Raw genomic sequence first — 16455 nt, 5'->3', positions numbered from 1 at the left:
GATCCAGGCCTCAGCCCTGAGCGTCGCCGCCCATGTCGGAAGGGCCGCCTTGCCCCCCGCCCTGACTGCCGCCCCGCGCACCCGACGGCTTGCGACGGCGGCGCTTGCGCGGTGCTGGGATGGCGCCCTCGCCGTCTGGCGCGGGCTCGGACGATGACGGGGCGGCCGCGACCGGCTCGCGGCTGGCGCCTGCAGGCTCGCCTTCAGCCCGCGGCTCGGCCGGGCGAGGCACACGGCGCACCTTGGGTGCACTGGCCTTCTGGCGTGCACGCTGCTCTTCGCGCACCTGCTCCAGCAGGTCTTCTCGGGTGGTGTCGTCACCGGTGCTGAACTCTTCCCACCATTCGGCCAGGGCCTCATCCACTTCGCCAATGTCGGCCCGCAGACGCATGAAGTCGAAGCCGGCGCGGAAGCGTGCCTGCTCGACCAGGCCATAGGGGGCGCTGCCGGTGCGCTTTTCAAAACGCGGCTGCATCACCCAGATCTCACGCATGTCGGCGGCCAGCTTGCCGCGACCGGACACGTCGCCGATGCGGGCATTGAAGACCTCGTCAATGGCGTCTTGCAACGCCGGGAAGGGGTGTTGGCGTTGCGCCAGGCGTTGCTCCCAGCCTTCGCGCACGTCATGCCACAGCACGGTGGCCAGCAGAAAGCTCGGGGCCACCGGCTTGCCCTCGCCCACGCGTCGGTCGGTGTCTTGCAGGGCTGCCGTCACGAAGGGCTGATCGGCACGCTCCACCACCACATCCAGCAGCGGATAGATGCCACGCTCCAGGCCCAGCTTCTTGAGGGTGGCTATCGTGGCCAGCGCGTGGCCGGTCTGCAGCAGCTTGAGCATTTCGTCAAACAAGCGGCTTTGCGGCACGTCGGCCAGCAGGGTCTGCGACGAGCGCAGAGGGGCCGCCGTCTTGGGCTCGATCTCGAAACCCAGCGGGCTGAGCTTGGCGGCGAAGCGCACCGCGCGGATGATGCGCACCGGGTCTTCGCGGTAACGCGTGGCGGGGTCACCGATCATGCGCAGGACCTTCTTCTTGGCGTCCTGGATGCCCTTGTGGTAGTCAACCACCACCTGCGCCTCGGGGTCGTAATACATGGCGTTGATGGTGAAGTCGCGGCGCACGGCGTCTTCTTCCTGCGGGCCCCAGACGTTGTCGCGCAGCACGCGGCCGCTGGCGTCGACCGCATGCGTCATGCCGGCCAGGGCCTGCTTGCTGGTGCGCTCGTTGCCGCTGACCTGCTCGGCCGCGGTGTTGTCGAGGTAGGCCCGGAACGTGGAGACCTCGATCACCTCGTGCTCACGTCCGCGGCCATGCACCACGTGCACGATGCGGAAGCGCTTGCCGATGATGAAGGCGCGGCGGAACAGGCTCTTGACCTGCTCGGGCGTGGCGTTGGTGGCCACGTCGAAATCCTTGGGACGCAGGCCCAGCAACAGGTCGCGCACCGCACCGCCGACGATGTAGGCCTCGTACCCGGCGGATTTCAGGGTGTGCACCACGTCGTTGGCACGCCGGTCAACCAGGTCGGGGTTGATGCCGTGCTCGCTGAAGGGCACCTCCTCGCGTTTGCCGAACTTGGGGCGGCCCGCCTTGGGGGCTGCCGCAGCGCCCTTGCCCAGCAATTTGTCGATGAACTTCTTGATCATGGTGTCTCGGTGAACAGGTCCAGAATGCGCCAGCCGCGGCTTTGGGCCAGGGTACGCAAACGGTCGTCAGGGTTGGTGGCCACAGGGTGATTCACTTGCTCCAGCAGCGGCACATCATTGGTGGAATCGCTGTAGAAAGTGCTCTCGACCTGCGTCCAGTCGAGCTGGCGCGCAGCCAGCCATTGTTCCATGCGCAGCACCTTGCCCTCGCGCATGGAGGGAACACCGTCGATTTCGCCGGTGAACCAGCCCTGCTCATCGCGGGCCAGTTGCACCGCAATCAGCTCGCTCACGCCCAGGGCGCGGGCGATGGGGCGGGTGACGAATTCATTGGTGGCGGTGATGATGAGCACGGTGTCGCCCGCGTCCTGGTGCTGGCGCAGCAGAGCCAGCGCCTGCGGTGTGATGGCCGGCTGGATCACCTCTTGCATGAAGCGCTCATGCGCCTCGGCTGCCGCCTGCGGGCCTTTGACGCGCACGGCCTCGATGGCAAAGCGCACGTAGTCGTGCACATCCAGGGTGCCGGCCTGGTAATGGGCAAAGAACTCGTCGTTGCGGCGGGCAAACTCGACCGGGTCGGTCCAGCCGATGCGGGTGGTGAACTGGCCCCAGGCGTAATCGGAGTCGATGGGCAGCAGGGTGTGGTCGAGGTCGAACAGAACCAGTTTCATGCGGGGCTGACTTGGCATTCGGGATGCTTTGGGTGCTGGTAGCGGCCTCACTCGGATTCGAGCATGGCCTTGATGAGGGGAATGGTGATGGCGCGCTGGGTGCGCAGGGCATAGCCGTCGAGCTGGTCGAGCAGTTGCATGAGGCTGCCCAGATCGCGCGAAAAGCGGTTCAGCATGAAGTCCATCACCTCGTCGCCGAGAAAGATGCCGCGGGCATCGGCCTCCTGGCGCAGCACGGCACGGCGTTCGGGCTCGCTGAGCACGTGCAGGTGGAACACATGGCCCCAGCCCAGGCGGGTGCGCAGGTCTTCGCGCAGTTTCAGGTCGGCGGGCGGCAGCTCGCCGGCGGCCAGCACCCAGCGCTGGTGCGTGTGGGCATTGACGAACCAATTGAAGGCGGCGTGCTGCTGCACCGCGGTGTAGAGGTGCACCTCGTCCATCAGCACGGCAGCCCAGGTTTCGTCGAACTCGGGGGGCTCGTGGATCGAGGCATCGAGCCAGCCCACACGGGCCCCCTGCTCGCGCAACGCGGTCTGCACACTCTTGAGCAGGTGGGTCTTGCCGCAGCCGCTGTCGCCCCACAGGTAGGTGGGCACGGGCGAGCGCTGGGCTTCGTGGGCGCCGTCGCCGGTCCACAGCTGCAGGTGGCGCAAGGCCGCTTCATTGGGGCCGGCAAAAAACCGGTCCAGGGTGGGACCTGTGGCCAGGCCGATGTCGAGTGCCAGTTGCTTCATCATGACGCGTGTTTCCCAGCCCCTCTTCAACCCGTGTAGAGCCGGCTGGCCAGGTAGCCCGAACGCAGTCGCCGCACGGCCACCAGCAGCACGGCGCTGGCAGGCAGGGCGATCAGCACGCCCACAAAGCCCAGCACCTGCCCGAAGGCCAGCAATGCAAAAATGACGGTCAGCGGGTGCAGACCGATGCGCTCGCCCACCAGGCGGGGGGTAAGAATGAAACTTTCAACGAACTGCCCCAGGCCGAACACCACGGCCACCATGATCAGCGCCTTGAGCGAGGCAAACTGCATCAGGCCCGACACGGTGGCCAGCACCAGCCCCAGTCCGAAGCCCAGGTAGGGCACAAACACGGCCAAGCCCGTGAAGATGCCGATCGGCAAGGCCAGGTCCAGCCCGAATGCCGCCAGGCCCGCACTGTAAAAGATGGCCAGCAACAGCATCACCAGCAGTTGACCGCGCAGGTACTGGCCCAGCACCTCATCGGCGTCGTCCATGAAGCTGTCGTAGCCCTCGCGCAGGCGGGGGGGCACCAGCTCGACCAGGCGATGCACAAAAGTGTCCCAATCCATCAGCAGGTAGAACAGCGCCACCGGGATCAGCACGGCATTGCCCACCAGGGCCAGGGCCACGCTGCCGCCCAGCTTGAGCGAGGACAGCACCGGGGTCAGCAAGTCTTCGGTGTTGGTATTGAGGTACTTGAGGACCAAGGCCTTGAGCGTGTCCACATCTACCGCCAGCGTGACGCCGAACTGCGCCGCCAGGGGCTTGAGCAGCGCGTTGAGGCGGTCAAACAACAGCGGCACCTGATCGCGCATCAAGGGCAGCTCTTTGGTGAGGATGGGCACGATCAGCATCACCAGGCCCAGCGCCAGCAGAATGAACACCACCTCGACCAATACCACCGCCACCACCCGGGGCATGCGCCCACGCCCCAGGCCGTCGAGCCAATTGACCATGGGCGTCAGGGCGTAGGCCAGCACGGCCGCCACCACGAAAGGGGCCAGCACAGGCTTGAGCGCCCACAGCAACAGCCAGGCCGCCAGGGCCAGACCGACCCAGGTAAAGGCACGTTTTTGAGTGGTGGAAAAATGCATGAAGGTGGGGGTTGCAGGCTGCCCGGGCGGGGCACCCCTTAAAATCACCTCAAATTCTAGTCGCCGTGCACGCCTGTCCGTGCCGTCCATTTCAAATGAGCTCCTCCAATACCTCCTCCACCCCCCTGTCCTACAAAGACGCCGGCGTTGACATCGACGCTGGCGACGCCTTGGTTGAGCGCATCAAGCCGCTGGCCAAGAAAACCATGCGCGAAGGGGTGCTGGCCGGCATCGGCGGCTTCGGAGCCCTGTTCGAAGTGCCCAAGCGCTACCAGGAACCCGTGCTGGTGAGCGGCACTGACGGCGTGGGCACCAAGCTCAAGCTGGCGTTTGAATGGAACATGCACGACACCGTGGGCATCGATCTGGTGGCCATGAGCGTGAACGACGTGCTGGTGCAAGGCGCCGAGCCGCTGTTCTTCCTCGACTACTTTGCCTGCGGCAAGCTGCACGTGGACACGGCCGCCGCCGTGGTGGGCGGCATTGCCCGCGGCTGTGAACTGTCGGGCTGCGCCCTGATCGGCGGCGAAACCGCCGAAATGCCGGGCATGTACCCCGATGGCGAATACGACCTGGCCGGCTTTGCCGTCGGCGCGGTCGAAAAATCCAAGATCCTGACCGGCCAGAACGTGAAGCCCGGTGACGTGGTGCTGGGCCTGGCCTCGGCCGGCGTGCACTCCAACGGCTTCAGCCTGGTGCGCAAGGTGATCGAACGTGCCGGCACCGAGCTGCCTGCCACCCTGGACGGCCAGCCCTTCAAGCAGGCCATCATGGCCCCGACCCGCCTGTACGTGAAGCCGGTGCTGCAAGCCCTGGCCCAGCACCCCATCAAGGCGCTGGCCCATATCACCGGCGGCGGCCTGCTCGAAAACATCCCCCGCGTGCTGCCCGAAGGCACGGCCGCCCACCTGCAAAAGGGCAGCTGGCCGCAGACCGAGCTGTTCGCCTGGCTGCAGAAGGTGGCCGGCATCGACGACATCGAGATGAACCGCACCTTCAACAACGGCATCGGCATGGTGGTGGTGGTGGATGCGGCTGAGGCCGAAGCCACGGCCGCCACGCTGCGTGCTGCCGGCGAAACCGTCTACACCATCGGCGCCATCGCCGAGCGGGGTGACGGTGCCGCCGTCGTGGTGGCCTGAGGCCCCTGCCCTTCTGAACCGAGCGGGCCCGGCATGGCCCGCTTCTGAATCAACCAGCCCTCGAGGCTGGTTTTTTCATGGGGCTGGCTCCAGCGAGGCCAGCAAGCGGGCCAGCCCCTCGTCCAGCGCCTGCTGCTCGGCTGCTGACAGGGCGGCCAGCAGCGCGTGTTCGTTGTCGACATGGGCCGCCACGGCCCGGTCGATCAGCTGCAGCCCCGCCTCGCTGAGCTGCACCAGGGTGCTGCGCGCATCCTCCGGGTTGGCCACACGCTGCACCCAGCCGGCAGACTCCAGGCCCTTGAGGCGGTGCGTCATCGTGCCCGAGCTCACCATCATGGCGGAGAACAAGGCCGTTGGCGCCAGGCAGTACGGCGCGCCCGAGCGGCGCAAGGTGGCCAGCATGTCGAACTCCCAGCCGGCCAGACCGAACTCGGCGAACTTCTCGTCCAGCCTGCGCCGCATCAAGACCTCGCAGCGCTTGAGCCGCCCGATCAAGCCCATGGGGCTCACATCCAGGTCAGGGCGCTCCTGATGCCACTGCGCCAGGATGGCATCGACCGCATCCGGCGGCCTGTTTTCAAGGGGGGACATGCTCACTCCTGACAGGGTTTTATCTCGATCTCAAGATTATCTGCTACGCTTATTTATCTTGAAGTAGAGATAAATATGCCTGAAAACACCCCCTCGTCCCCTTGGCGCGACGCCCTGCTGACCGCGCTGGCCCCCATGATCTGGGGCACGACCTACCTGGTGACCACCGAGGTGCTGCCACCCGATCGCCCCTTCACTGCCGCTCTGCTGCGCGCATTGCCGGCCGGCCTGCTGCTGACGCTTTACTGCCGCCAGTGGCCGCGGGCCGGCGACTGGGGGCGCCTGCTGTTGCTGTCGGCCCTGAACATCGGCTTCTTCCAGGCCTTGCTGTTCATCGCGGCCTACCACCTGCCCGGGGGGCTGGCCGCCGTGGTGGGCGCCCTCCAGCCCTTGCTGGTGATGGGCCTGGCCTGGCTGCTGGACCGGCAACGGCCGATGCCGCTGGCCCTGGGGGCGGCTGGACTGGGGGTGTTCGGCATGGCGGCCCTGTTGCTGTCGCCCACAGCCAGCTGGAACCCGGTGGGCCTGGGCGCCGCGCTGGCCGGCACGGCCTGCATGGCGGCAGGCACCCTGCTGGCCCGGCGCTGGCGCACCGACCTGCCCGTGCTGGCCTTCACGGGCTGGCAATTGCTGCTGGGCGGCCTGATCCTGGCGCCACTGGCCTGGGCGATCGACCCACCCCTGCCCACCTTGGGCTGGACCGCCGGCCTGGGCTATGCCTACCTGTCGCTGGTCGGGGCCTTGCTGGCCTATTCACTGTGGTTTCGCGGCATTGCCCGCCTGCCCTCGGTGGCGGTGTCTTCGCTGAGCCTGCTGAGCCCGCTCACCGCCGTGGTGCTGGGCTGGGTCTGGCTGGGCCAGGCCATGACGGGCTGGTCGCTGCTGGGCCTGGTGCTGGTGTTCGGCAGCATCCTGACCGTGCAATGGGCAAGCGCCCCGAAGCGGTAAGGACGATTCGCCAGACGTCTGATCATGAAGTCTGAAAATGATCGATTCCGGTCTTGACCTGAGCGGCCAATCCCCATGAAACTGGGAAAAATCAAAGCTCCAAACCACCTTGATGGAGTCTGAAAATGAACACCGCCCTGATCGTGATCGATGTGCAAGAGTCTTTCCGGCATCGCCCTTTCTTCACCGAACATGATTTGCCGGCCTACCTGGCCGCGCAGAACGCCCTGATCGAAGGCGCTGTGGCCCAGGGCCTGCCGGTGATCCGCGTGCTGCACAGCGATGGGCCCGAAGTGGCCAGCAACCCGTTTGCACAGGCCTCCGGCCAGGTACGACCCCTGGAGGGCCTGGCCGCTTTCGAACCCGCAGCCACTTTCATCAAGCACCGGCACAGCGCCCTGGTGGGTACGGGGCTGGACGTGTGGCTGACCCGCCACGGGGTGGGGCGGCTGATCATCAGTGGCATCCGCACCGAGCAATGCTGCGAGACCACCACCCGCCACGCCTCGGACCTGGGCTGGACGGTCGACTACGTGACCGAGGCCACCCTGACCTGGGACATGACCCAGCCCGACGGCAGCACCCTGAGCGCCGCCGACATCAAGCTGCGCACCGGCACGGTGCTGCAAGGCCGCTTCTGCACCCTGTGCAGCGTCGACGAAGCCTTGCAACGCGCCACGGAGGCCGCATGAGCGAGGCGGCGCTGCAGATCGGCATCCTGGGCTTTGACGAGGTCGAGGTGCTGGACCTGGCCGGACCCTACGAGGTGTTCACCACCGCGGCCCGCATGGCCAGCCGAATGGCTGAGCCCGGCGCCAGCACCGGCCTGCACGAGGCCAGCCGTTGGCAGGTGCACTGCATCAGCCACCAGGGCCAGGCCGTGCGGGCCCGTGCCGGGCTGGTGATCCAGGCCTCGCGCAGCTTTGCCCAATGCCCACGGCCCGACGTGCTGGTGGTGCCCGGTGGGGTGGTTGACCAGGCGGCTCGCTGCCCGGCCACCCTGGCCTGGGTGGCCGAGGCCGCGCGCCACGCCCGGCTCACGGCCTCGGTGTGCACGGGGGTGTTCATCCTGGCCAGCGCCGGCGTGGTGCACGACGAGCCGGTGACCACCCACTGGGAAGACCTGGACGACCTGCATCGCCAGCACCCGGCCCTGCAGGTGCGAGCAGGTGTGCGCTGGGTAGAACACGGCAGCTTGCTCACCTCGGCTGGCATCAGCGCGGGCATCGACATGAGTCTGCACCTGGTGGCCCGCCTGGCTGGGCAGGCCCTGGCAGAGCGCACCGCACATCAGATGGACTACCGATGGCTGACTCAGGCGGGCTGATGCCTGCAACCCGACAGCCGCGGCGGGTGGCGGTGCATTTCGTGCTGCTGCCCGACAGCCTGATCCTCGACTGGGCCGGGCCGGCCGAGGCCTTGCGCATCGCCAATCAGGTGCTGCTGGCCCAGGGACAGGAGGCGCTGTTCGAGCTGCATTTCGTGGGGCCCAGCCCCGATGCGCGCAGCTCGGTCGGGGCCTGCATCAGCCAGATCGAGCCCTTGCCCGAGCTGCAGCCGACGGCGCAGGCCGAGGCTGGCGCTGCCACCCGCTGCGATTGGGTGGTGCTGGTGGGACAACCCGGGCGCCGGCTGGACCTGGACCATGCCGAGGGCCGGGCCGTGCTGCACTGGCTGCGCGGCCTGCGGCTGGCCCCCGATCGGCTGGAGCTGCTGTGCGTCTGCGCCGGTGCTGTGATTGCCGCCCATGCGGGCCTGCTGGCCCAGCGCCGGGCCACCACCCACCACCAGCACCTGGACGAACTGCGCGAAGCAGAGCCCCGCTGCGAGGTGGTGCAAAACCGGGTCTTTGTGCTCGACCCGCCCCTGAGCAGCAGCGCCGGTGTGACCACGGGCATCGACCTGATGTTGCACCGCATTGCCGGAGAATGCGGACCGGCCGTGACCGCCCTCGTGGCCCAGACCCTGGTGGTGGCGCTGCGCCGCGGCCCGCAAGACCCGGAGCTGTCGCCCTTTCTGAACCACCGCAACCACCTGCACCCGGCGCTGCACCGCGTGCAGGATGCCGTCAGCCAGGCGCCACAGCTGGATTGGACCGTGCCCCGCATGGCCGATGTGGCCCACACCTCGGCCCGGCACCTGGGCCGGCTGTTCGCCGAACATGCAGGCATCGCCCCGCTGGCCTATCTGCGCCAGCTACGGTTGGCCGTGGCCCAGGCGGCCTTGCAATCCGGTCACAACGTCACCCAGGCTGCTGCGATGGCGGGCTTCAGCTCAGACACCCAGTTGCGGCGCACCTGGCATGACCTGGGCATGGCCGGCCTGCCCTCCGGCTTGTCTGGCGCGGGTTGAAGGCGCGGGTTGAGGACGGACTTCCCGGCCAGGTTCAGGCCCCCGAGGGGCGCAGACTGGCCAGCCGATCGGCCACTTCGGCCACGTCCATCGCGTCCAGGGCATGGCGCAGGTAGGTCTGCAGGTCTTCGCGGGCCAGCGCATCCTGGCCTTGCTCGGCCAAGGCCAGACCGCGGTCGCGGTACTCGATCCAGGCATCGGGCAGCAGAATCACCAGGCGGTTCTGTACCGCCACCAGGCGCTCCCAGTCTTTCTGGGCCCGGTGGATCTCCTTGAGGTTGCGCAACATGCGCGCCACGACATCGCGCGGCCGCGCGGCCTGCAGGTACAGGCCCAGCGGGGCCTCGAAATCGTCGCCCAGGCCGCTGCGGTGCCGAAAGGGCTCCAGCCGTTCGGACAAGGCTTCGCGCCCGAGTGACTGGCCATTGAACGGGTCGATCACCACCTGCCCCTCAGGCAGGTTCACCTTGACCAGGAAATGCCCCGGGAACCCCACACCCTGGGCCTGCAACCCCAAGCCCTGGGCCAGCTCCAGCCACAACACCGCCAGCGAGATGGGAATGCCCTGACGGGTGCGCAGCACGGCGTGCAGGTAACTGTTGTCGGGGTCGTAGTAGTTGTTGAGGTTGCCGCCAAAACCCAGGTCGGCAAAAAAGAACTGGTTGAGCACCTGAAGCTTCTGCATGGCCCCGGCATCGGCGGCCATGCGCCGACGCAGCCGGGCCTGCAACTGATCAACGTCGCCCAGCACCTGCTGCACGTCCAGCTCGGGGTACTCGTCGTGGCCCAGGCTGGCCACGGCCTCCAGCAGCGGAAATTGCTCGTCGCTCTGCACCAGCGTACGGAAATACGCCAAGGGCGTGGGAGTGGAAAAACGCAGTTCCATGGTCAGGTTTTAAATGGGGTGAACACGACCGTCAAGCCCGCAACGCCAACCGGCCGGCAGGCCTGGCCCCGGGTCAACGCCGCAGATCAACGCCGCAGCAGATGTCGCAACTTGAGCCCGGCGGCCCACAAGGCGCCGAAATAGATCAACATGGCGCCCAGCATCACCCCGCCCAGCAGCGCCACCCGCACCAAGGGGGTGTCGCGCAGCGTCAGCCAGGCGTAGTTGTTGGCCGCCCAGATCAGGAAGATGGCCAGCACCGCACTGCCCGCCACCACCTGCAGCATGAACAGGCCCCAGCCGGGCAGCGGCCGGTAGGAACCCCGGCGCATCAGGCCGACCAGAAGCCATGCCGCATTCACCAGCGCCCCAAGCCCGATCGACAGGGTGAGTGCGGCGTGCTGCAGATAAGGCACCAGCAGGTAGTTGAAAACCTGGGTCAGCACCAGCACGCCGATGGCAATGCGCACCGGCGTGCGCGTGTCCTGGTTGGCGAAGTAGCCCGGTGCCAGCACCTTGATCGCCACCACGCCCACCAGGCCCACGCCCCAGCCCATCAGGGCCGTGGTGGTCTGCAACACGTCGCGATCACTGAAATGGCCGTAGTGGTACAGCGTGGCCACCAGGGGCTTGGCAAAGGTCAGCAGGGCCACGGCGCTGGGCACCGACATCAGCATGACCAGGCGCAAGCCCCAGTCGAGCAGGTCGGAATACCCTGCGGTGTCCTTGCGCGATCTTGCGGCCGCCAGCTGTGGCATCAGCACCACCCCCAGTGCCACGCCCAGCATCGCGGTCGGGAACTCCATCAGCCGGTCGGCATAGGTGATCCAGCTCACGCTGCCGGGAGCCAGGTGCGAGGCGATCTGGGTGTTGATCATCATCGAGATCTGAGCCACGCCCACGCCCAGCAAGGCCGGCAGCATCAGCCCCACCACCTGTTGGGTGGCTGGGTCGCGCCAGGCCTGGCGCAATTGGCGCCAGCTCAAGCCGATGCGCGGCAACAGGCCCAGACGACGCAAGGCCGGCACTTGCACCAACAGCTGCAACACACCGCCCAGCATCACCCCACCGACCATGGCAAAAATGGGCTCGATGTTCATGCGCGCCAGCCAGGGCGCCCCCTGCCAGGCCGCCAGGATCATCGACAGGTTGAGCAGCACCGGCGTGGCGGCCGGCACGGCAAAGCGCTTCCAGGTGTTGAGCACCCCGGCCGACAGCGCCACCATCGACATGAAGCCGATGTAGGGGAACATCCAGCGCGTCATGAAAACGGCCGCGTCATAACCCGCCGGGTCTTGCTGCAGGCCGCTGGCCATGCCCCAGACCATCAGGGGCGCGCCCAGCACGCCCAGCAAACAGGTGGCCACCAAGGCCCAGGCCAGCACCGTGGCCACCTGGCTGATCACGCGCCGGGTGGCTTCCTCACCGTGCTGCTCCTTGCTGGCCGCCAGCGCCGGAATGAAGGCCTGGCTGAACGCGCCTTCGGCAAAAAAGCGCCGAAACAGGTTGGGAATGCGAAACGCCACGTTGAAGGCGTCGGTCATCGCGCTGGCACCAAAGGCCGAAGCCACCAGCAGTTCCCGCACCAGACCGGTGATTCGGGACGCCAGCGTGAGCAGCGAAACGGTAGAGGCGGCTTTGAAAAGGGTCACGCACCAAGTGTATGCGCAGTACAAGGCGCCAATCTTGGACGCTTCATGACACTTGGGCTACAATCGCGGGCTTTGCTGGCAACATCTCCAAACACACAAGGAATTTAAAAAATGGCATCTACCAAGCCCAAGAAAAAGAACCCGCGTCTGGCCTCCGGCCGCAAGCGCGTTCGCCAAGACGTCAAGATCAACGCCGCCAACACCTCGCTGCGCTCCAAGTACCGCACCGCTGTGAAGAACGTCGAAAAGGCCGTCGCCGCCGGCGACAAGACCAAGGCTGCTGAAGCCTTTGCCAAGGCCCAGAGCGTGGTCGACACCGTGTCCGACAAGGGCATCTTCCACAAGAACAAGGCCGCGCGCGACAAGAGCCGCCTGGCCGCCAAGGTGAAGGCCCTGGCCCTCGCCGCCTGAGTTATCAGGTAAAACAGCCCGGACGGGCCGCTTTCAAAGCGATCTGTCCGCCGTTTGCCACGGGTGCGCTGTCAGCAAAGCAAAAACCGCCTACGGGCGGTTTTTTGTTGTCTGTCGTTTTTGCGTCATGCCTGAGAGCCGAGCAGGGTCATGGCGCGTCGCGCCGAACCATCACGGGCTGGGCCGGCTGCACCATGAAGTGCGGCGACATGATCTGGACCCCGGCCTCATTGAAACAATCCTGCAGGTTCTCATGCAGGTGCGACAGCACCAGGAGCCGCTGCAGCGGCCTGTCGAGATGAGCCAGCAGTTCGTATTCGACATAGAAATCACCCAACGCCCGTTGCAACACATAGGGCCTGGGGTCCGGGCGTAGGCCCGGTGTGCGGCTGGCGGCCTGCAACATCAGGGCATGCACCTGGCGCCACTCGGCGTCGTAGCCGATGCTGATGCGGGTACTGAACAGGGTGCCCGAGGTACCAGACAGCCTGGAATAGTTCTTGATGGCGTTGCTCATGAGCACCGCATTGGGGATGGTGATCTCCTCATTGCGCACGTTGACCAGCTTGGTCGCCAGCCCGCCCACCTGCTGCACCACACCCTCGACAGCATCGGTGCCTTGCCCAATCACGACATGGTCGCCCACCCGCAGGGCCCGCGAATACACCAGGACCAGGCCACTCATGAGCTGGTTCACCACCCCACTGGAGCCCAAAGTCACCATGGCTCCCAACAACACAGACAAGCCCTTGAAGGCCTCGCTCTGCGAGCCGGGCAAATAGGGGTAGGCCGCCACCACCGCAAAGGCCCAGATGGCCAATGCCACCAGGCGCCGAGTGGCCGAGGCCGTCTCCGGATGGATCGAAGACAACTGCAACTGCCGCCGCGACACCGCACGGAACACGGTGTTGGACGCCTGAACCGCAGCCTGCGCCAGGGCCACGATCACCACCACCACGATCAGACCAGGCAATTGTTTGAGCAGCCCATGCCCCACCGTGGACAGCGCATCACCCAGAAAACTACCCAGCCGCTGCCCCACGGCCTCGGTGATCGGAAACAGCAGCAACACCGAACTCAGCCAGGAGAACAACAAGGCCGCGGACAGGAAGACCGCCATCAACTCGACGATCCGGGCCAGCAGCGAGCGCAGATAGGGCATCCAGCCAGGCACACGCACAGGCAGCGCCAAGCGATCCGGATGGGCCTCTGTGTGGTGATCCCCGGCCTCCTCGTCGGCAGATCGCACCAAGGAATCGTCCAGCCAATGACGCAATCGCGCCGCCAGTCGCCAGATCCCCCACAGGATCCCCAGCAGCAAACCGGTTTCGAGTGCCGCCAAACCGCAGGCAAGAATCAGATGGGTCGTCATGCGACCGATGATAGGAGAGTCGAATGGTCCGCCTGCGTTACAAATGCAAGCACCTGACGCAAATCAGCCAGCTCAGGGCTTGGAGGGCGCGTCGGGAACCAGGCAGGCCTCGGCCACCTGCAGGTGGTTGTCACGGGCGAAATTCAGCACGAAATCCCAGGCCATGGGCTCGAAATCGCGCAGATCCCGATGCACCACCACGCACTTGACCCCGTTGAGTGTGGTCGGGATGCACCAGGGCGAATAGCTCAGGTGACTGCCCGGATGCGCCCCACCAGGGCGGAACTGACTCATGACCCCCGCCAGGCGCTCTGCCCAATCGCTGGGCCGGAAGGTCTTGCCATCATGGGTAAGACCCTGGATGAAGACTTCTTTGGCGGAATCAGAAACCATGGGGGTGAGGGCTTGTGGGGGTTGGAAGAAGCTCAGCCAGGATCACTGGCCGGTTCAGCATGAGTATTCTATCTTATATAAGACTAAAAACCACCTGACGACATGCATTGCTGTAATGCGAAATGGTCAAAAAAGCTTCGCCAAGCAGCGCCTAGAATTGCGTTTCAGCGGTTTGACAGTCGCTGAGCTACCGGCCACAAACCGGCCCCGCTGGCACCCAGCCGGGCTCGAAATCCGCCAAGCGAAATGCCCTTCAGGCCTGCCCGGGAATTCATCCCGTCACAGGCTGAAAGGCATCGCAAGACCGATGCCAAGCCCGACCGACACGCCTTTATAGAGCGAGCCCTGGTTTTTGGCGACCCTAAGCCCTGTTTTGGAGTACAGCATGACCGCACTGATTGAGGCCTCTTCACCCCACGTGATGAACACCTATGGCCGCCTGCCCATCGCGATGTCGCACGGGCAAGGCGCCTGGGTCTGGGACGTGAATGGGCGAAAGTACCTCGACGGTCTGGCTGGCATTGCCGTCAACACCCTGGGACACAACCACCCCAAGCTGGTGCCTGCCCTGCAAGACCAGATCGCCAAGCTGATCCATTGCTGCAATTACTACCACGTGCCCGGCCAGGAAGCCCTGGCGACCAAGCTGGTCGAGTTCTCGGGCATGAGCAATGTGTTCTTCTGCTCGACCGGACTGGAAGCCAACGAAGCCGCCATCAAGCTCGCCCGCAAGTTTGGCCATGACAAGGGCATCGACAAGCCCGTCATCGTGGTCTACGAGAAGGCCTTCCATGGTCGCTCGATCGCCACGCTGTCGGCCACCGGCAACACCAAGATCCAGCAAGGCTTTGGCCCCCTGGTCGAGGGTTTTCTGCGGGTGCCGGTGAACGACATCGAAGCGCTCAAGAAGGCCACCGAAGGCAACCCCAACGTGGTGGCCGTGTTCTTCGAGACCATCCAGGGGGAAGGCGGCATCAACCCGATGCAGATCGAGTACCTGCAGCAGCTGCGCGCCCTGTGCACCGAACGTGACTGGCTGATGATGATCGACGAAGTGCAGTGCGGCATGGGCCGCACCGGCAAGTGGTTTGCCCACCAATGGGCCGGCATCGTGCCCGACGTGATGCCCCTGGCCAAGGGCCTGGGCTCGGGCGTGCCGATCGGCGCCGTGGTGGCCGGCCCCAAGGCTGCGGCCATCTTCCAGCCCGGCAACCACGGCACCACCTTCGGGGGCAACCCGCTGGCCATGCGCGCCGGGGTTGAAACCATCCGCATCATGGAAGAAGACGGCCTGCTGGACAACGCCGCCCGTGTTGGTGCCCACCTGCGCGCCGCCCTGGTCCGCGAGTTGGGCAGCCTGCCCGGGGTCAAGGAGATCCGCGGCCAAGGCCTGATGATCGGCGTCGAGCTGGACCGCCCCTGTGGCGCCCTGACCGGCCAGGCGGCCGAAGCCGGCCTGCTGCTGAGCGTGACCGCCGACAGCGTGATCCGCATCGTGCCGCCGCTGATCCTGAGCACCGATGAAGCCGACCAGATCGTGGCGATCCTGGCACCGCTGGTGAAGGCCTTCCTGGCAGGAGGCACCCAATGAGCACGACCGCCCTGCGCCACTACCTGCAGTTCAAGGACCTGAGCGCCGATGAGTATGCGCACCTGCTGCAGCGCGCCGCCATCATCAAGAAGAAGTTCAAGGCCTACGAGAAGTACCATCCCTTGGCCGACCGCACGCTGGCCATGATCTTCGAGAAGGCCAGCACCCGCACCCGGGTGAGCTTTGAGGCCGGCATGTACCAGCTGGGCGGCTCGGTGGTGCACCTGACCACGGGCGACAGCCAGCTGGGCCGCGCCGAGCCCATCGACGACAGTGCCAAGGTGATCAGCCGCATGGTCGATCTGGTGATGATCCGGACCTTCGGCCAGGACAAGATCGAGCGCTTTGCCGAGCACTCGCGCGTGCCCGTGATCAACGGCCTGACCAACGAGTTCCACCCCTGCCAGATCCTGGCCGACATCTTCACCTACATCGAGCACCGCGGCTCGATCCAGGGCAAAACCGTGGCCTGGGTGGGCGATGGCAACAACATGGCCAACACCTGGCTGCAGGCGGCCGAACTGCTCGACTTCAAGGTCCATGTCAGCACCCCCAATGGCTACGAGGTGAACGAAAGCGTGGCCGGTGTCAGCCGCCGCGATTGCTTCGAGGTGTTCAGCAACCCGCTGGAAGCCTGCCGCAACGCTGACCTGGTGACCACCGATGTCTGGACCAGCATGGGCTACGAGGCCGAAAACGAGGCCCGCCGTGCCGCCTTTGCCGACTGGTGCGTGGACACCGAGATGATGAAGGTGGCTCGACCGGACGCCTTGTTCATGCATTGTCTGCCCGCCCACCGCGGTGAAGAGGTCGAAGCCGACGTGATCGACGGCCCCCAATCCGTCGTCTGGGACGAAGCAGAGAACCGAATGCACGTGCAAAAGGCACTCATGGAGTTCCTTTTGCTCGGCCGGGTGGCGTAAGCCGCACGGCGGCCCGAAGGGCCGGCATTCGGTTTGGGGCCGGCTCA

General features: G+C 65.9%; 17 protein-coding genes. 8 read left to right on the top strand and 9 right to left on the bottom strand.

Annotated elements, in window-relative coordinates; all coding sequences use genetic code 11:
- Positions 1 to 10 precede the first annotated feature (10 nt).
- From pcnB to AC3WUT_RS15495, 4 genes are read right to left on the bottom strand one after another with little or no spacing between them, the layout of a single operon-like run.
- On the bottom strand, positions 11 to 1645 hold the full coding sequence (pcnB, locus tag AC3WUT_RS15510) for a polynucleotide adenylyltransferase PcnB (protein ID WP_492347976.1): 1635 nt from the start codon (positions 1643 to 1645) through the stop codon (positions 11 to 13).
- A complete protein-coding gene (locus tag AC3WUT_RS15505; protein WP_492347975.1) occupies positions 1642 to 2316 on the bottom strand; it encodes a histidinol-phosphatase in 675 nt (224 codons plus the stop codon). The genes pcnB and AC3WUT_RS15505 overlap by 4 nt, the downstream gene beginning before the upstream one ends.
- A gap of 47 nt (positions 2317 to 2363) precedes the next feature.
- Positions 2364 to 3050 (bottom strand): DnaA regulatory inactivator Hda, encoded by a 687-nt coding sequence (hda, locus tag AC3WUT_RS15500; RefSeq protein ID WP_492348124.1) that lies wholly within the window; start codon positions 3048 to 3050, stop codon positions 2364 to 2366.
- Between the two features lie 26 nt (positions 3051 to 3076).
- Positions 3077 to 4147: an AI-2E family transporter gene (locus tag AC3WUT_RS15495; protein ID WP_492347974.1), complete on the bottom strand. Its 1071-nt coding sequence runs from the start codon at positions 4145 to 4147 to the stop codon at positions 3077 to 3079.
- A 95-nt stretch (positions 4148 to 4242) separates the two neighbouring features.
- Between AC3WUT_RS15495 and purM the strand changes: the two genes are divergently transcribed.
- Positions 4243 to 5289, top strand: coding sequence for a phosphoribosylformylglycinamidine cyclo-ligase (gene purM / locus AC3WUT_RS15490; protein WP_492347973.1), 1047 nt, complete (start codon positions 4243 to 4245; stop codon positions 5287 to 5289).
- 75 nt (positions 5290 to 5364) lie between these two features.
- On the opposite strand, the gene AC3WUT_RS15485 is transcribed toward purM, so the two are convergent.
- Positions 5365 to 5880 (bottom strand): MarR family winged helix-turn-helix transcriptional regulator, encoded by a 516-nt coding sequence (locus tag AC3WUT_RS15485; protein ID WP_492347972.1) that lies wholly within the window; start codon positions 5878 to 5880, stop codon positions 5365 to 5367.
- A gap of 75 nt (positions 5881 to 5955) precedes the next feature.
- Between AC3WUT_RS15485 and AC3WUT_RS15480 the strand changes: the two genes are divergently transcribed.
- From AC3WUT_RS15480 to AC3WUT_RS15465, 4 genes are all read left to right on the top strand, one after another.
- Entirely contained in the window at positions 5956 to 6828 is an 873-nt protein-coding gene (locus tag AC3WUT_RS15480; protein WP_492347971.1) for an EamA family transporter, read from the top strand.
- Between the two features lie 125 nt (positions 6829 to 6953).
- A complete protein-coding gene (locus AC3WUT_RS15475) occupies positions 6954 to 7520 on the top strand; it encodes an isochorismatase family protein (protein ID WP_492347970.1) in 567 nt (188 codons plus the stop codon).
- Positions 7517 to 8155, top strand: coding sequence for a DJ-1/PfpI family protein (locus tag AC3WUT_RS15470; protein WP_492347969.1), 639 nt, complete (start codon positions 7517 to 7519; stop codon positions 8153 to 8155). Before AC3WUT_RS15475 ends, AC3WUT_RS15470 begins: the two co-directional genes overlap by 4 nt.
- Entirely contained in the window at positions 8155 to 9180 is a 1026-nt protein-coding gene (locus tag AC3WUT_RS15465) for a GlxA family transcriptional regulator (RefSeq protein WP_492347968.1), read from the top strand. Before AC3WUT_RS15470 ends, AC3WUT_RS15465 begins: the two co-directional genes overlap by 1 nt.
- A 34-nt stretch (positions 9181 to 9214) precedes the next feature.
- Here AC3WUT_RS15465 and AC3WUT_RS15460 read toward each other — a convergent pair whose 3' ends face one another.
- Positions 9215 to 10066, bottom strand: coding sequence for a SirB1 family protein (locus AC3WUT_RS15460; protein ID WP_492347967.1), 852 nt, complete (start codon positions 10064 to 10066; stop codon positions 9215 to 9217).
- A gap of 86 nt (positions 10067 to 10152) precedes the next feature.
- Positions 10153 to 11718, bottom strand: a complete 1566-nt coding sequence (gene murJ / locus AC3WUT_RS15455; protein WP_492347966.1) for a murein biosynthesis integral membrane protein MurJ — start codon at positions 11716 to 11718, stop codon at positions 10153 to 10155.
- A 111-nt stretch (positions 11719 to 11829) separates the two neighbouring features.
- Here murJ and rpsT point away from each other — a divergent pair, with 111 nt between their 5' ends.
- Positions 11830 to 12129 carry a 30S ribosomal protein S20 gene (rpsT, locus tag AC3WUT_RS15450; protein ID WP_027478026.1) on the top strand — a complete coding sequence of 100 codons (300 nt, stop codon included), beginning with the start codon at positions 11830 to 11832 and terminating at the stop codon, positions 12127 to 12129.
- Positions 12130 to 12277: 148 nt separating this feature from the next.
- Here the strand turns inward: rpsT and AC3WUT_RS15445 are convergent, their stop codons facing one another.
- Entirely contained in the window at positions 12278 to 13501 is a 1224-nt protein-coding gene (locus tag AC3WUT_RS15445; RefSeq protein ID WP_492347965.1) for a mechanosensitive ion channel family protein, read from the bottom strand.
- Positions 13502 to 13573: 72 nt separating this feature from the next.
- The gene (locus AC3WUT_RS15440; protein WP_492347964.1) at positions 13574 to 13894 is read right to left on the bottom strand and encodes a DUF3579 domain-containing protein; all 321 of its coding nucleotides are present in this window, start codon (positions 13892 to 13894) and stop codon (positions 13574 to 13576) included.
- A 385-nt stretch (positions 13895 to 14279) separates the two neighbouring features.
- Here AC3WUT_RS15440 and AC3WUT_RS15435 point away from each other — a divergent pair, with 385 nt between their 5' ends.
- Both AC3WUT_RS15435 and argF read left to right on the top strand, forming a co-directional pair.
- The gene (locus tag AC3WUT_RS15435; protein ID WP_492347963.1) at positions 14280 to 15485 is read left to right on the top strand and encodes an aspartate aminotransferase family protein; all 1206 of its coding nucleotides are present in this window, start codon (positions 14280 to 14282) and stop codon (positions 15483 to 15485) included.
- Positions 15482 to 16408, top strand: a complete 927-nt coding sequence (gene argF, locus AC3WUT_RS15430; RefSeq protein WP_492347962.1) for an ornithine carbamoyltransferase — start codon at positions 15482 to 15484, stop codon at positions 16406 to 16408. Before AC3WUT_RS15435 ends, argF begins: the two co-directional genes overlap by 4 nt.
- Positions 16409 to 16455 lie beyond the last annotated feature (47 nt).

The sequence above is a fragment of the Curvibacter sp. EU05-FHT14A10 genome (assembly GCF_058791075.1).
The sequence above is the reverse complement of the archived record's forward strand: the minus strand, read 5'-3'. Positions and strand labels throughout refer to the sequence as shown.

Coding starts and splice junctions, on each gene's coding strand:
- pcnB (WP_492347976.1), bottom strand. CDS start 1,645: ATGATCAAGAAGTTCATCGACAAATTGCTGGGCAAGGGCGCTGCGGCA.
- AC3WUT_RS15485 (WP_492347972.1), bottom strand. CDS start 5,880: ATGTCCCCCCTTGAAAACAGGCCGCCGGATGCGGTCGATGCCATCCTG.
- AC3WUT_RS15475 (WP_492347970.1), top strand. CDS start 6,954: ATGAACACCGCCCTGATCGTGATCGATGTGCAAGAGTCTTTCCGGCAT.
- AC3WUT_RS15445 (WP_492347965.1), bottom strand. CDS start 13,501: ATGACGACCCATCTGATTCTTGCCTGCGGTTTGGCGGCACTCGAAACC.
- AC3WUT_RS15440 (WP_492347964.1), bottom strand. CDS start 13,894: ATGGTTTCTGATTCCGCCAAAGAAGTCTTCATCCAGGGTCTTACCCAT.
- hda (WP_492348124.1), bottom strand. CDS start 3,050: ATGAAGCAACTGGCACTCGACATCGGCCTGGCCACAGGTCCCACCCTG.
- AC3WUT_RS15460 (WP_492347967.1), bottom strand. CDS start 10,066: ATGGAACTGCGTTTTTCCACTCCCACGCCCTTGGCGTATTTCCGTACG.
- AC3WUT_RS15465 (WP_492347968.1), top strand. CDS start 8,155: ATGCCTGCAACCCGACAGCCGCGGCGGGTGGCGGTGCATTTCGTGCTG.
- purM (WP_492347973.1), top strand. CDS start 4,243: ATGAGCTCCTCCAATACCTCCTCCACCCCCCTGTCCTACAAAGACGCC.
- AC3WUT_RS15435 (WP_492347963.1), top strand. CDS start 14,280: ATGACCGCACTGATTGAGGCCTCTTCACCCCACGTGATGAACACCTAT.
- AC3WUT_RS15480 (WP_492347971.1), top strand. CDS start 5,956: ATGCCTGAAAACACCCCCTCGTCCCCTTGGCGCGACGCCCTGCTGACC.
- AC3WUT_RS15470 (WP_492347969.1), top strand. CDS start 7,517: ATGAGCGAGGCGGCGCTGCAGATCGGCATCCTGGGCTTTGACGAGGTC.
- rpsT (WP_027478026.1), top strand. CDS start 11,830: ATGGCATCTACCAAGCCCAAGAAAAAGAACCCGCGTCTGGCCTCCGGC.
- AC3WUT_RS15495 (WP_492347974.1), bottom strand. CDS start 4,147: ATGCATTTTTCCACCACTCAAAAACGTGCCTTTACCTGGGTCGGTCTG.
- AC3WUT_RS15505 (WP_492347975.1), bottom strand. CDS start 2,316: ATGAAACTGGTTCTGTTCGACCTCGACCACACCCTGCTGCCCATCGAC.
- argF (WP_492347962.1), top strand. CDS start 15,482: ATGAGCACGACCGCCCTGCGCCACTACCTGCAGTTCAAGGACCTGAGC.